At 44.7% G+C, this 13,676-nt stretch carries 13 protein-coding genes; 8 read left to right on the top strand and 5 right to left on the bottom strand.

Annotation, left to right across the window (positions count from 1 at the left end; translation table 11 throughout):
• Window positions 1–86: 86 nt before the first annotated feature.
• Window positions 87–998 (top strand): HDOD domain-containing protein, encoded by a 912-nt coding sequence (locus HVMH_RS05170; protein WP_029908592.1) that lies wholly within the window; start codon window positions 87–89, stop codon window positions 996–998.
• A gap of 45 nt (window positions 999–1,043) precedes the next feature.
• On the opposite strand, the gene HVMH_RS05165 is transcribed toward HVMH_RS05170, so the two are convergent.
• Window positions 1,044–1,613 (bottom strand): c-type cytochrome, encoded by a 570-nt coding sequence (locus HVMH_RS05165; protein WP_155837640.1) that lies wholly within the window; start codon window positions 1,611–1,613, stop codon window positions 1,044–1,046.
• 377 nt (window positions 1,614–1,990) lie between these two features.
• On the opposite strand from HVMH_RS05165, the gene HVMH_RS11920 reads away from it, so the two are divergent.
• The 4 genes from HVMH_RS11920 (at window position 1,991) to HVMH_RS05145 (ending at window position 5,343) form a co-directional block, all read left to right on the top strand.
• Complete coding sequence (locus tag HVMH_RS11920) at window positions 1,991–2,230, top strand: FeoA family protein (protein WP_029908588.1); 240 nt, start codon at window positions 1,991–1,993, stop codon at window positions 2,228–2,230.
• Window positions 2,227–4,551 carry a Fe(2+) transporter permease subunit FeoB gene (gene feoB / locus HVMH_RS05155; protein ID WP_051622943.1) on the top strand — a complete coding sequence of 775 codons (2,325 nt, stop codon included), beginning with the start codon at window positions 2,227–2,229 and terminating at the stop codon, window positions 4,549–4,551. The genes HVMH_RS11920 and feoB overlap by 4 nt, the downstream gene beginning before the upstream one ends.
• A gap of 35 nt (window positions 4,552–4,586) precedes the next feature.
• Window positions 4,587–4,859, top strand: coding sequence for a FeoC-like transcriptional regulator (locus tag HVMH_RS05150; RefSeq protein ID WP_029908584.1), 273 nt, complete (start codon window positions 4,587–4,589; stop codon window positions 4,857–4,859).
• Between the two features lie 274 nt (window positions 4,860–5,133).
• Window positions 5,134–5,343, top strand: coding sequence for a cold-shock protein (locus HVMH_RS05145; RefSeq protein ID WP_029908582.1), 210 nt, complete (start codon window positions 5,134–5,136; stop codon window positions 5,341–5,343).
• A gap of 119 nt (window positions 5,344–5,462) precedes the next feature.
• On the opposite strand, the gene hrpA is transcribed toward HVMH_RS05145, so the two are convergent.
• The gene (hrpA, locus tag HVMH_RS05140) at window positions 5,463–9,455 is read right to left on the bottom strand and encodes an ATP-dependent RNA helicase HrpA (RefSeq protein ID WP_029908580.1); all 3,993 of its coding nucleotides are present in this window, start codon (window positions 9,453–9,455) and stop codon (window positions 5,463–5,465) included.
• 235 nt (window positions 9,456–9,690) lie between these two features.
• Here hrpA and HVMH_RS05135 point away from each other — a divergent pair, with 235 nt between their 5' ends.
• Both HVMH_RS05135 and HVMH_RS05130 read left to right on the top strand, forming a co-directional pair.
• On the top strand, window positions 9,691–9,990 hold the full coding sequence (locus HVMH_RS05135; RefSeq protein ID WP_051622941.1) for a peptidylprolyl isomerase: 300 nt from the start codon (window positions 9,691–9,693) through the stop codon (window positions 9,988–9,990).
• Window positions 9,991–10,211: 221 nt separating this feature from the next.
• Entirely contained in the window at window positions 10,212–10,901 is a 690-nt protein-coding gene (locus tag HVMH_RS05130) for an MBL fold metallo-hydrolase (RefSeq protein ID WP_029908576.1), read from the top strand.
• Between the two features lie 108 nt (window positions 10,902–11,009).
• Here HVMH_RS05130 and HVMH_RS05125 read toward each other — a convergent pair whose 3' ends face one another.
• Window positions 11,010–11,435 (bottom strand): FKBP-type peptidyl-prolyl cis-trans isomerase, encoded by a 426-nt coding sequence (locus tag HVMH_RS05125; RefSeq protein WP_029908575.1) that lies wholly within the window; start codon window positions 11,433–11,435, stop codon window positions 11,010–11,012.
• A 133-nt stretch (window positions 11,436–11,568) separates the two neighbouring features.
• On the opposite strand from HVMH_RS05125, the gene dnaQ reads away from it, so the two are divergent.
• Window positions 11,569–12,264, top strand: coding sequence for a DNA polymerase III subunit epsilon (gene dnaQ, locus HVMH_RS05120; RefSeq protein WP_029908573.1), 696 nt, complete (start codon window positions 11,569–11,571; stop codon window positions 12,262–12,264).
• Between the two features lie 64 nt (window positions 12,265–12,328).
• On the opposite strand, the gene HVMH_RS05115 is transcribed toward dnaQ, so the two are convergent.
• Both HVMH_RS05115 and rnhA read right to left on the bottom strand, forming a co-directional pair.
• Window positions 12,329–13,279: a M23 family metallopeptidase gene (locus HVMH_RS05115; RefSeq protein ID WP_162178142.1), complete on the bottom strand. Its 951-nt coding sequence runs from the start codon at window positions 13,277–13,279 to the stop codon at window positions 12,329–12,331.
• On the bottom strand, window positions 13,236–13,676 hold the full coding sequence (rnhA, locus tag HVMH_RS05110) for a ribonuclease HI (protein ID WP_029908569.1): 441 nt from the start codon (window positions 13,674–13,676) through the stop codon (window positions 13,236–13,238). The genes HVMH_RS05115 and rnhA overlap by 44 nt, the downstream gene beginning before the upstream one ends.

Raw genomic sequence — 13,676 nt, 5'->3', positions numbered from 1 at the left:
ATAAAACCTTCTATTTTGAATTTGATTGAAATAAAGGTTATATTTCGCCCGTAAAATTAAGGCATTTCTAATTGAAACCGAATAAAATGCCTACACATAGCAAGTTTCATCAAACTTATTTGGACACAGTTGTTAGAGATCGCAGGACGCACATGCTCACCATAAAAGAACAAATAGAACATGCGAAAACGCTTTTTGAGATTGATAAGATTCCCGCACTTCCCAAGGAAATCCTCAAATTAAACGAGCTCCTGTCTGGACTACAACTTCCCGAAACCAATGAAATTGTCAAACTGATTTCTCAGAACATGAACTTGACTGCCGAAGTCATCAAAACTGCCAACTATCCCCTATTTTCCAAACACAGAGCAGCCGACGTCACCAGCATCCGCGATGCGGTTGACGTCATCGGCGTAAAAAGCCTGAAAAGCCTGGTGATGGGAATTTATTACAGCATGGAATATCTTGGTCGTGCCCGAACCGAAATTAACCAGCTCAGTTTGAACACCGCATCACTTTGCGGTTTTTTGAGTGAGCGTGTGATGCATATAAGATCTGACCAAGCTTACCTAGGCGGCCTGTTCTATAACTCCGGTTGCATTATTTTAGCGACCAAGTTCAAAGACTATGATGAAGTCTTTATGGAATGTTTAGCGGCACCCTATCACACCAAACAGATTGAGAACGAACGTTATACCTCAAGCCGAAATGTAGCGGGATTACTTCTGGCAAAGAAGTGGCAGTTGGGAAAATCGATGGGACATATCATCTACCAAGCGCACAAAAAGCATTTACCAGAAATAGAAGACGACAGTATCCGAACATTAGTCGCGCTGGTTCAACTCAGTGAGGCTTGTATTATCGAACATGAAATGCCGGAGTATTTCACCGAAGAAGTGGCTTTGATGCGTGAAAACGCCAATCAAGAATTGATGATAGCGGAAGAAGATATCCGCGAAGCCATTGACTACCTCTTCCCCCAACCTGGTAGTTTTTAATCGTTCGCACCGCCTGATAACAGCGATGCGAATCGAATCCTAGCTTTACAACTTAGCAATATATGCTGCGACAGACTTAATATCTTCTTCACTTAATTGCTGAGCGTTAGGAATCATCATTGAACTCATTGGACCGAATGACTTACCTGCTTTATAAGCCTTGAGCTTGGCAATAATATCATCTTTCTTCAGACCTTTTAGTTTAGGGCCCACTCCACCTTGACCATGATCGCCATGACAAGCTGAACAGGTCGCAAAAATTTCTTCTCCCGTTTTTACTGCTGGATGCGGTTCGTTGTCGATAGCGGTTTTCTCAGGTTCTGCCCTCTCAATATCTTCAGCAGGTGCCGTGGTTTCCGCAGGCTTAGCAGCCGTTTCATCTGTTGGCTTTTCTGGTTCACTCGTTGTCAGATTCTGGGTTTTAACATCCATCGTAGAAGTTTGCTCACCGTTTGGCGGCATCAAGTTCTGATCTGCGGTTGATGATTTCAAAGCCTCTGCTTGCTTAGAAGCATTTTCAGAGGAGGATGTTTGGTTATCAGAATGTCCACAACCAACCAATGCCACACTTGAAACACATAGTAAGGAAGAAAGAAAAAGTGTTTTTAACTTCATTTGAATTTCCTTGTTTTTTTTAACCCGATGTTTAATGAATTCCGTATCTTTTGGAATAAATTGCACAAAATACCGAAAGTTCCATTGGCATAGAACTCAAGCAACAAAATGTTCCATATTGTTTCAAGACTTGAATTCATTTAATATTCAGCCAAAATTCGCCTACATTAAGTCACGAAGTCATTGAATTTGCAAGCAATTAATCACACGTTCGCGTTTGAACTTCTTCTGCCACCTTTCAGCAGGATTTACCCCATTTTATTCGTGGGATTCAATTGACAAAATTCACTTTTGTGGTATTATAAATAATAATTATTTTTATTTACTTTAACCTTATTTAACGCCGACGTTCACGTCCGGTTTGGAATAGTGCTTTTATGCCAGACAAAAACGCCATTCGACTAGATGAATGCCATCAGGATCAGACCTGTACTATCGTTGCCCTTACTGGCGACCTAGAGACTAAACTTCACCTGGTAAACCTTGGATTTCATACCAACAGCCACATAAAAGTTTTATTGGTACGTGGAGATAGCTACATCTTAACCGTGGATGGTAGCCGCTTCGCCGTCGATAAAAAAATCGCTCATTTTATTAAGGTTCACCCTCTGTCATGACCGTTACTGATTTACCCATTGCTAATGTTGCAAAAAATTATCAACATCAAATCGCCCTAATTGGAAACCCAAACTGCGGAAAAACCACCCTGTTCAATCGTCTGACCGGCTCTCAGCAAACAACGGGGAATTGGCCAGGAGTAACGGTTGAGCAAAAAAACGGGCAATTTGCAATAGGCTCAGAAAAATACAAGCTTATCGACTTGCCGGGTGTGTACAGCCTAGAAAATTCTTCCCGCTCTGGTCTGGATGAAAAAATCGCTCGCAACTTCCTTCAATGCCAGCCAGCAGAATTAATTTTGAATATTGTCGATGCCACCAGCATTGAACGTCAGCTATTTTTAACAGCGCAATTGTTACACATGGGCTTGCCGGTCGTGGTCGTGCTCAATCGTATGGACATGTTGCACGAACGTCATTTGTCTATTGATATCGACACCCTTTCAGAAAAATTGGGCTGCCCAGTCATCCCGATTTCCGCTTACTTCAATCAAGGCGTTGACGAGCTTAAAGAACAAATTCCAGAGTTGCTAAACAAGCGTTCTAACTTACATTTCGATCTACCGGACATGTTGCATGAATGCGTGCATGACATCCGTAACTTGCAACCACACACGAACGAATCCTGCTGGAAGACGTTGCAAACCCTGCTCAAGCCAGAGCAGGCACCCTTAGAGTTGCGCAGCTATGCGATGGCATCGAAAAGAAAGTTGGAAGAACATTATGAAGAAGACCTGGCGATTGTCGCTACTGACCTTTACTTCCAATTTGCACATGATGCAACCCATGCCAGCTTGACTCATACTGATCAATTTACCCGTAACACGACGGATATTTTGGATAAATGGGCGCTGCACCCGGTTTTGGGAATGCCAATTTTCCTAACCGTCATGTACTTGGTATTTGCCCTCTCCATAACGCTGGGGAATGCGTTTTTGGACTTTTTCGACCAAGGCGCTCAAGCCATTTTTGTCGATGGCCCTACTCACTTACTACAAGCTATCTCCACGCCTGAATGGCTGATTACCCTTCTGGCAACGGGTATCGGTGGTGGTATTCAAGTGGTTGCTACGTTCATTCCGGTTATCGGTGCCTTGTTCCTTTTACTGTCGATTCTCGAAGAGACGGGCTATATGCAACGTGCCGCGTTGATTATGGATCGTTCCATGCGTCGAGTCGGCTTATCCGGACAGGCTTTTATTCCGCTGGTTATCGGCTTTGGTTGCAACATTCCGGGCGTCATGGCTAGCCGAGTCCTGCCTGACGAACGTGACCGCATCATGACCGTGATGATGACACCATTCATGTCTTGTAGTGCCCGTTTGACGGTTTATGTGCTCTTTGCGACTGCCTTTTTCTCAGACCATGCAACCCTGTTGGTTTTCTCACTTTACTTGGTGGGGATTGTTGCTGCGGTACTGACCGCTCTGGTTCTGAAGAAGACATTGCTGCCTGGCGAAGCGCCTAGTCTGTTGATGGAACTGCCTATTTATCACAAACCGGCCTTCATCAATGTAGTGCTGAATTCTCGAAACAAACTTAGAGGCTTCATTACCGATGCCGGTAAAGTCATTATCGTCGTCGTGCTGCTAATTAACTTCTTCAACAGCCTAGGAACCGACTGGACTTTCGGTCATGAAAACCAAAACAACTCGGTTTTAAGTGAAGTCGCCAAAGTCACCACGCCAGTATTCGAACCACTTGGTGTGACGGAAGACAACTGGCCGGCAACGGTTGGATTGATTACTGGTATTTTGGCAAAAGAAGTCGTTGTCGGCTCTTTGGATGCACTTTATCAGAGCAAAGAAGAAAACAAATCCACAGAAGACAGTTATGACTTTATCGGTGCAATGAAAGGTGCTTTTGCCACTATCCCTGCAAATATCACCGGCATCTTCACTAACTTGGACGATCCTCTAGGGTTGGAAGCGCTTAAACACGTAGAAAACACTCAAGAAGCTGCTCAAGAGTTGGATGTAAATGTCAGCACTCTACAAAAAATGCACCAGCATTTTGGTGGTGAGGTTGCTGCTTATGCTTACTTGCTGTTGATTCTGCTTTATTTCCCTTGTGTGGCGACTGTCGGTGCCATCAAGAAAGAACTCGGTTGGAAATGGGCGATTATGAGTGGTAGTTGGAGTTTATTCCTCGGCTATACTGTAGCGGTGAGCTTCTATCAAATCATGACATTCATGGAGCATCCGCAATACTCCCTCGCGTGGCTGTCCGCTATCGCCTTGGCATTTATTGGTTTATACTTAACCTTGAAGCGTATTGGTATGCAAAAAACCGCGCCCACGAAAAAAGTAGCACAGCACTAGCCAGTGCACTGCTGCTAAGTCAAAGGAGTCTAACTATGATTCTTTTAGAAATGAAGCGTTACATTCGCGAACATCAACAGGTCAGTACCGACGATTTAAAAAATCGGTTTGACCTTGACGATAACGCGTTGCAAGGCCTGCTTACGCCATTGATTGAGCAAGGTCATGTTCAATTGGTATCTTCAGACGGTGAAAGCTGCTCAACCGGCAACTGTAATAGCGGTTGTAGTTCTTCTGCCAAAGAAATGGTTTATTGGACTGCCAAACGCCTAAAATCTCTCAATATCGCTGTTCAGGTTCAACTTTAAGCGTTAATTTGACCAAATGTGTGCGATTAAAGCTGTCTAAAACATCATTTTAAAATAAACGTTTGATTTAATTTGACTTTCATAGAATAGATCTTATACTGTCACTCACAGGAAGAAATTGCCTTTGTTTACCTAGTTCTACCTCTCGTTTTCGTTGTGTTAGTCATAATTCTCCGTCCCGAAATAGAAAATCAGTACCAAAAAAATTTTTTCCTTATGTCCTTAGAAGATCTTAGGACGCGTTTAGTAATTTTATTTTTATAGGAAAAGCATTATGTCTACTACACAAACTGGAACAGTTAAGTGGTTCAACGAATCTAAAGGATTTGGTTTCATTCAACAAGAAAATGGTCCAGATCTTTTCGCTCATTTCAGCGCAATCTCTGGTTCAGGATTCAAAACTTTGGCTGAAGGTCAAAAAGTTGAGTTCACTGTTGGTCAAGGCCAAAAAGGTCCTCAAGCAGAAAACATCGTAGCGCTATAATCTAGCCCGACGTTTAAGCTTATAAAAAAAGCGAGCTTTGGTTTTCCAAGCGCTCGCTTTTTTGTATCTACTAAAAATACCTTCAACACCCAACCTGGCAGATTCTTGCCACACTTCTATTAGAATTCTTTGAGTTGTTTTTCCAAGCGCTGAATAGAAACCGGCTTTAGGGTTTTCATCGGCTGTGCAAATAATGAAACGCGCAACTCCTCCAGCATCCAACGAAAATCTACCAGGTTGGGGGCATTGGCATAAGCAGGTTCTTGAGCCAGTTTTTCATAAGAATCCAACAATGGCTGAATCTGACGAATCGCCACTTGATCCTTCGCTGGGTCCAAATCGAGTTTTTCCAAACGTTTTTCCAACCCTTGTAAATACCTCGGCAATTGTGCCAACCATGTTTCCGGCGTGGTTCTGACAAAGTCTTTGGAAATCAAGCCATCCAACTGATGTTGAATATCAGCAATAGACGCCAGCCAACGTGGATTGACCTTGCCTTTGACCTGTTTAGCTATTTTCTGATGAGCCGTCAAAATCTCACTGACTTGTTTCGCGACTTTTTGCCCTTTCTCCACCCATTGGCTACGCACCAGTTCAAGCGTCTGCTCAAACTCCGATTGCTTACGTATAGCTTGTGGTTCTGGTACCAATTGCGCCAACGCACGGTCAATAATCTGCTGCGTCAAATCCTGACAGGTGCCATAAGGCGCATAGCACAGACAAGCTTTTTGAAGGGGAAGCTGTTTGAAGAGGTATTTTTGTTTATCCGTCAGCAGCTGCTTTATCAATGTCAGAACGGCATCACCATGCGTTTGCTGTGCTGTCGATTCATCGCCAATCAATGCGATTTCAAAACCATCTGACGTCGTTTGTAACGCAGGATAAACCACCATTTCCGCACCAGATTTTCCCGTTGCCAAGGTTTGAGTTTCTGCCAAATCACCAAAATTCCAAGTTTCGACTTTTTGATTTTCGGTTCTCGCGGCTCTACCAGCTTGGCCTTGATGTTTTTCAATCAACTTATCAACCAAGTGTAGGTATTCGGCTTTGATCTTTTCAAGATCGGAACCTTCCGCCAAGAGCTTGCCTTTTTCATCTTCCAGTAAATAATAAGGCTTCAAGTAATCCGGCAACTCGACGGCTTGGAAGTCATTCACAGATACTTTATCCGCCGCGCGGCGATTGAGCGCCCACACCAACTGACTAAGGAAAGGTTCAGCAGCAACACTCCCCTTATGACGTTTCTCCGGCGACATTTCCTTCAACGCCAACTCAGCATAGTTCGGCGCGGGAATAAACTGTTTACGAAGCCCTTTTGGCAAGGCTTTGATGTAGCAGGCGACCTTCTCTTTGATCAAGCCCGGCGTCAACCATTCAAAATCTTCCGACTGAACCAAGTTCAAGTTTGATAGCGGAATATGCACCACCATGCCATCTTGCATTTTGCCCGGTTCAAAGCGGTAATCCACATCCAGCTGAATGCTGTTCTGTAAACCAATCTGGTCAGGAAATTCCACATTTAAACTACTGTCGATGGATTGCTTCAGCAAAAACTCGCGCGTCAAAAATAACGATTCAATCAACTCAGGCTGTTTTTGTTTGGTGCTTTTCACCCACTTTTCAAATGCGGGCTGACTGTAAATGTGCTCAGGAATTTTGTCTGCATAAAAGTCATACAGTACATTGTCATCTACCAGAAAATCCAGGCGACGAAGCTTGGACTCTATTTGCTGGATTTCAGCAATGAGCTTTTGGTTGTGCACAAAGAAATCGACACGACAATGCATGTCTCCCTCCACCAAACCATGGCGCAGAAAAATCTTGTGGGCTTCTTTTGGATTGATAGGTCCGTAGTTGCACTGGCGACGATTTACAATCGGCAAACCATAAAGGGTAATGGATTCATAAGCGCCCACCTGCCCTGCTTTCTTCTGCCAATGCGGATCAGCGTAGCTATGCTTAATCAAATGCTTGGCGAGACTTTCTACCCAGCGAACATCAATGGTCGCATTGTTTCTGGCGTAAAGTTTGGTGGTTTCGACCAGCTCACCAGATAACATCCATTTGGGTTTACGTTTGAATAACACCGAGCTTGGATGGATAAACAGTTTAGTATTACGCGCGCCGAGATAAGTGTTTTCATCATCTCGCATGGCGATATTACCGAGTAAACCGGTCATTAGCGCGCGATGTACGGCAATAGAATGTAAGTCAGACAAGCGCTCACCGACCACTTTTCCGTGTTGAGATACTTCTTCATAAAGATGCAAATCGCCAACCTTGGTACCGATGCGTTTCAAGCTGACTTCTAACTGGTAAAACAAATCATGCCACTCTTTCATTCGCAGATAGGACAGGTAGTTGGTTTTACACAATTTACGTAATTTGTTCTGGCTCAGGTGGCGGCGTTGCTCTTCATAAAAGTGCCAAAGATTGAGGTAAAACAGAAAGTCCGAGCGTTCATCTTCAAAGCGTTTATGCGCCTGATTCGCAGCTTGACGGTTGGACTCGTTCATATCTCGTGGGTCTTGAATACTGAGTGCCGACGCAATAATCAGCACTTCCGCCAACACATTGTTTTTTTGGCCTTCCAGCACCATTTTCGCCATGCGAGGATCAAGCGGCAACGTCGCCAACTGCTTACCGGATTCGGTCAGTTGCCTTTGCTCATCCAATGCACCGATTTCCTGTAACTGACGGAAACCATCATTGACTGCTTTGTCTTCAGGCGGTTCGATAAACGGGAAATGTTTGACTGCCCCTAAACGCAACGTCGCCATCTGCAAAATGACCGATGCCAAAGACGTACGGTGAATTTCCGGCGGCGTAAATGCCGGTCTTGCCTGAAAGTCTTCCTCATCATACAAGCGAATACACACACCGGAAGATACGCGTCCACAGCGCCCTGCTCTTTGGTTGGCAGAAGCCTGGGAAATCTTTTCAATCGGCAGACGTTGTACTTTTGAGCGCACACTGTAACGGCTGATGCGCACTTGTCCCGGATCAATGACAAACTTGATGCCCGGCACGGTTAAAGAGGTTTCCGCAACGTTAGTCGATAAAATCACTCGACGTTTTTGCGAGGTTTGAAATACCTTGTTCTGCTCAGCCATCGATAGGCGAGCATAAAGCGGTATGATCTCGGTATTTTTCAGGTTTTGCTTACGTAGGATTTCAGCGGTTTCTTTGATGTCTCGCTCACCGACTTGAAACACCAACACATCACCAAACGGGTCTTCCAACGCCAACTCATCTAGCGCATGAGAAATTGCCAGTGGAATGTCCTGTTCATATTCGTTGCCGTCATCATCTTCGAGTTTAATCAAAGGCCGGTAACGAATTTCCACAGGGTAAGTTCGGCCACTGACCTCCACGACAGGAGCGCCTTTGAAGTAATCGGCAAAACGCTGGGTATCAATGGTCGCTGAGGTAATCACCACTTTTAGGTCAGGACGCTTGGGCAGCAGTTTCTTCAATATCCCCAATAGGAAATCGATATTGATTGAGCGCTCGTGTGCCTCATCAATAATGATAGTGTCATACTGGTTAAGAAAGGGATCGTTTTGGACTTCCGCCAATAGGATCCCATCCGTCATCACTTTAATCAGGCTTTGTTGATGCACCTGATCATGAAATCGAACCTGATAACCAACCAACTGCCCGATGGATGAACCTAGCTCTTCTGCTATACGCTCTGCAACACTGCGCGCCGCCAAACGTCTCGGTTGGGTACAACCGATGCGCCCGAAAATTCCTCTTCCCGCCTCCAAACAAATTTTTGGAATTTGCGTGGTTTTACCGGAGCCGGTCTCCCCTGCAATCACTACAACCTGATGTTGCCCAATCAGTTTTCTAAGCTCTTCTCGACGCTTGGCAACGGGCAGGTTTTCGTCGAATTCAATCTTAGGCACTGCCTGACGATTAGCCGCCACCGACTCACGAGAGCGTTGCCATTTACTGACAAATTTCTGCCAGGTTGGGGTTGCCTGCAAAACTTCTTTTTGCGCGTCGTCCAAGGTGTTGGGCTTGAATCTTTCCCATTGTTTTTGCAGGGCAAAACGATCCCTCGACAAGACCTCTGTTAAGGAATCGATAAAATCGTGATTCGACATTTTGAGAAGCGCAGAACTATCAGACATAAATATGGGGTGGTAAAGTGACTTTAAAACCAGAAAAACAAAGCCAGAAAACAATTGGCATACCGAATAATCTTAGCGCGCATTTTACGCTAGATAGACCGCGAAGACCAATTTTGCGCAGTGATTCTGCCCGTGCAGTTCTTAAGCAGCCCGTTCTCGACAAAATTTGGGTAGAATTCAGCTATTAAGAATATTCCGGAAGACAATGATGAACGATACTTCTCAAACATTCACTAAAGTCAAAGCTCGCCATATCCTCGTGGCCGATGAAGCGCTGTGCAACTCACTTAAAGCACAAATTAACAGTTTTGAAGATTTTGATCGGCTAGCAAGAGAATACTCCACCTGCCCTTCTGCAAAAGTTGGCGGTGACTTGGGGATTTTCGGTAAAGGCGTGATGGTTCCGGAGTTTGACGAAGTAGTATTTTCAGCACCACTAAACGAAGTACAAGGTCCTGTCAAAACCCAATTTGGGTATCATCTTATTTGGATAACAAACCGAAAATAACATTGTCGCAAAGTGTTGACCAAAGCCAACATTCCGCAACATTTTGCAGCGATTTTCTTTGACATTGCTATACATTCCCTCCCCAAAAAAACACAAAAGCGATTGTTTTTATTGGACATTTTCTCTTTGGCACCCTATTAGCGTTTACTTATACACGTTATTAATGCAATAATAAGAATCTTTATAGAAAAAAATTGACTCTCGTGCCAATGGAGGACAAGATGAAAATTCGTCAACTGTTTGATTACGAAACCTGGACTTACACCTACTTGCTATGGGATGAAGACACAAAAGAAGCTGCCGCCATTGACTCGGTTGCTGAACAGGTCGAACGTGATATCCAACACATCGAAGAACTGGGATTGAACGTTAAGTATTTGCTTGAGACCCATATCCATGCCGATCACATTACCGGTGCAGGTCCAATTCGCAAGCACACAGGCGCAAAAATCGTCGTACACAAAAACTCTGGTTCGGAGTGTGCTGACATTCTTGCCGAAGAAGGCGACAGCTTCATGCTTGGACAACAATCTATTCGGGTACTGCACACGCCAGGCCACACCAATAATGACATCACCTACCAAATCGACGGTGCCGTCTTTACAGGGGATACCCTGTTGGTAAGAGACTGTGGTCGTACCGACTTCCAATTAGGAAGCAATGAAGCCATGTATGAATCTCTGACAGAGAAGCTTTTCAAACTGTCACCTGACACCTTGGTTTTCCCTGCTCACGATTACAAAGGGTTTTCACAGTCGACTATCGGTGAAGAGATTGAGTACAACACAAGAGTGGGCAAAGGTAAGTCTTATGAAGACTTCGCGGTGATTATGGACAACCTTAATCTACCCAACCCAAGAAAAATTGACATCTCAGTGCCTGGCAATATGCAGTGTGGTAATGTCGCTTAGCTTGCAACATGTCAAGCCCAGGTACCCAACCTGGCAGATTTTGTTTTCAAAATCTTCATAAAAAAAGCCCCGCGTTGCGGGGCTTTTTGTCGCTATGTTTTGAAAGGCTTATGCAACTTCCAAAACTTCTACTTTGTAGTTCAAGGTTTGATTCGCCAATGGGTGGTTACCATCTAGGAAAACTTTGTCTTCGTCGATTTCTACAATGCGGAAAGCGATGATTTCACCATCAGGGTCTTCCGTTTCGACAACTTCACCAACCTTGATTTCAACATTGTCATCAAAGTTTTCAGGAGAAGCATAGACGATCAAGTCCTGACGCGTTACACCATATCCTTTCTCGGGTGGAATGGTGACCTTAGCTTCAAACCCTGGCTCTTCACCTTCTAGCAACTCTTCCAACCCTTCGATAATCTCACCTTCACCATGTACATAATGAACTGGCTCACCACCGAAGGTAGAATCCAATAGTTCACCTGACTCATCGCGTAGCTCATAATGAAAAGTAACTTCACTACCGTTTTTAATTCTCATGAATCTGTCCTTTATTCTCCAACGCCGTATCCGAAATGTCAGATGAACGTCTTCTTTATATTTCCTTCAACAAAAGGATGTTGAGTTACAATAGCGCATATTCTAACCGAAAGTGACTGTGAGTCTATTAGAAATGCGTCAAATCATAATGGATACGGAGACCACCGGTCTTGACCCGAAAAGCGGTGACAAAATCATCGAAATCGGTGCCGTGGAACTCGTCGAAAGAAAACTGACCCACAAAAATTATCATCAATATATCCAGCCTGAGCGTGATGTGCCAGAAGATGCGATCGCCGTACACGGTATCACCAACGAATTTCTTGAAGATAAGCCTATTTTTTCAGATGTTGTCGATGACTTTATGGCGTTTGTCGCTGGTGCTGAGCTGATTATCCATAACGCACCCTTCGATGTCGGGTTCATCAACCATGAACTGTCTCAATTGAAGAATAACCGTTGGGGCAAAATTGAAGATCACTGTACCATTACTGACAGTTTGAAAATGGCGCGTAAGTCCTTCCCTGGGCAGCGCAATACGTTGGATGCCTTGTGCAAACGCTTCGGTATCGACAACTCCAACCGAACGCTCCACGGGGCTTTACTCGACTCCGAAATCCTAGCCGACGTCTACCTGGCGATGACAGGTGGACAAACTGCCCTATCACTCCATGAAGAATACGAAGGCAATGTATCAGGCAACGTTGTACAACTGGATGTCAATCGACCGAAGTTAAAAGTGCTGAAAGCAACCGATGATGAACTGATGCGCCACCAACAAAAGTTGGAAGCGATCAGTAAAAAATTTGGTGAAACGCTTAGCTGGTAGAAACTAGTGGTAACGGGTAGTGGCTGACAACCAAGGTGGTCAGTGACTAAAAGTTCATTGCGAACTATTTGGAACTGGCCTGCATTGCAGGTTCTTTTTCATTCAATACCAAGGCAGACGGTGATACCTTATCACCGGGCTTCAAATCTGAAATCAGCACTAACGACGGATCCAGCCTGACATTAAACCAACTCATTCCCCAATGAACATGCGGCCCAGTCGCTCGACCCGTTTGCCCGACTTCACCGATAACCTGTCCTTTTTTCACAAAGTCGCCTTGTTTAACAAACACCTTATGTAAATGCATCACTGTTGAACGTAATCCATAACCGTGATCAATCATCACCGTATGACCACTCAGCACCATGTCTGCACTCAAGGTAATTTTTCCATCTGCCGGTGCATGCAATGGCGTGCCTTGCGGTGCGGCGATATCAACCCCCAAGTGAGGGGCTCGTGGTTTGCCATTCAAAATGCGTTGGCTGCCGTAAATCCCGCTAATTATTCCTTTAGTCGGCCAGTCAAATCCGCTGTCGAAATAAGGCGTTGGTAGATTGATTTTTCTCGCCGCTTTTGCCTCGGCAATGTCACGATAGATCAACTTCAAAGTAGCTTTATCAGGTGACACTTTGTTTTTAGGCAAACCATTGATGCGCTGAACCGTATAACTGCGCTTGGCAATTTTTAACGTTTGTTTTTGCTTTTTGCCATCCGACTCAATCAGCGTTAGTGTTTGCTTAACCCCATCGTTTCGAGAAAACCCGATCAGTACACGACCTTCTGCATCCGGCTTAAGCAAGTGATGTTTGTAACTTACTTCATAACCAGGAGAGACTTTGAGTATGACAAACCCACCCTGTTCCAAAGTTCCTTTTTCAACTTCAACACCGGGTGTTTGCGCAAAAACCGCCTGGCACAGCGCCAAGCCTGCGACAAAAATCGTTTTCTTCATATAAGACAAAAATCCGTTGTTATGCATTCGATAATTCATCCATTGCGAGGTTGGCCAACTCATCCGCACGCTCGTTTTCGGCATGCCCTGCGTGCCCTTTTACCCAAGCCCATTCCACTTGATGCTGCAGAATGGCTTCGTCAAGTTGTTGCCATAAATCCTGGTTTTTGACAGGCTTTTTCGCAGCCGTTCGCCATTGGTTCTTTTTCCAATTTGGAAGCCATTGCGTAATGCCATTTTTAACATATTGAGAGTCAGTTGTCAGTAGGACTTTGCATGGGCGCTTCAACGCCTTCAAGGCTTCGATTGCTGCTGTCAGTTCCATGCGATTGTTGGTGGTATCCTTTGCCGCGCCTTTTAATTCTTTTTCATGTCCGCCCATTCTCAGCAGCGCTCCCCAACCACCAATTCCGGGATTACCTCGACATCCGCCATCGGTAAAAATTTCGACTTGTTGCAT

The sequence above is a fragment of the Hydrogenovibrio marinus genome (genome assembly GCF_013340845.1).
Taxonomy (GTDB): Bacteria; Pseudomonadota; Gammaproteobacteria; order Thiomicrospirales; family Thiomicrospiraceae; genus Hydrogenovibrio; species Hydrogenovibrio marinus.
Note: the sequence above shows the minus strand (reverse complement) of the source record. Positions and strands in the feature narration are given on the sequence as shown.

Coding starts and splice junctions, on each gene's coding strand:
- HVMH_RS05170 (WP_029908592.1), top strand. CDS start 87: ATGCCTACACATAGCAAGTTTCATCAAACTTATTTGGACACAGTTGTT.
- HVMH_RS05165 (WP_155837640.1), bottom strand. CDS start 1,613: ATGAAGTTAAAAACACTTTTTCTTTCTTCCTTACTATGTGTTTCAAGT.
- HVMH_RS11920 (WP_029908588.1), top strand. CDS start 1,991: ATGCCAGACAAAAACGCCATTCGACTAGATGAATGCCATCAGGATCAG.
- feoB (WP_051622943.1), top strand. CDS start 2,227: ATGACCGTTACTGATTTACCCATTGCTAATGTTGCAAAAAATTATCAA.
- HVMH_RS05150 (WP_029908584.1), top strand. CDS start 4,587: ATGATTCTTTTAGAAATGAAGCGTTACATTCGCGAACATCAACAGGTC.
- HVMH_RS05145 (WP_029908582.1), top strand. CDS start 5,134: ATGTCTACTACACAAACTGGAACAGTTAAGTGGTTCAACGAATCTAAA.
- hrpA (WP_029908580.1), bottom strand. CDS start 9,455: ATGTCGAATCACGATTTTATCGATTCCTTAACAGAGGTCTTGTCGAGG.
- HVMH_RS05135 (WP_051622941.1), top strand. CDS start 9,691: ATGAACGATACTTCTCAAACATTCACTAAAGTCAAAGCTCGCCATATC.
- HVMH_RS05130 (WP_029908576.1), top strand. CDS start 10,212: ATGAAAATTCGTCAACTGTTTGATTACGAAACCTGGACTTACACCTAC.
- HVMH_RS05125 (WP_029908575.1), bottom strand. CDS start 11,435: ATGAGAATTAAAAACGGTAGTGAAGTTACTTTTCATTATGAGCTACGC.
- dnaQ (WP_029908573.1), top strand. CDS start 11,569: ATGCGTCAAATCATAATGGATACGGAGACCACCGGTCTTGACCCGAAA.
- HVMH_RS05115 (WP_162178142.1), bottom strand. CDS start 13,279: ATGAGTTGGCCAACCTCGCAATGGATGAATTATCGAATGCATAACAAC.
- rnhA (WP_029908569.1), bottom strand. CDS start 13,676: ATGCAACAAGTCGAAATTTTTACCGATGGCGGATGTCGAGGTAATCCC.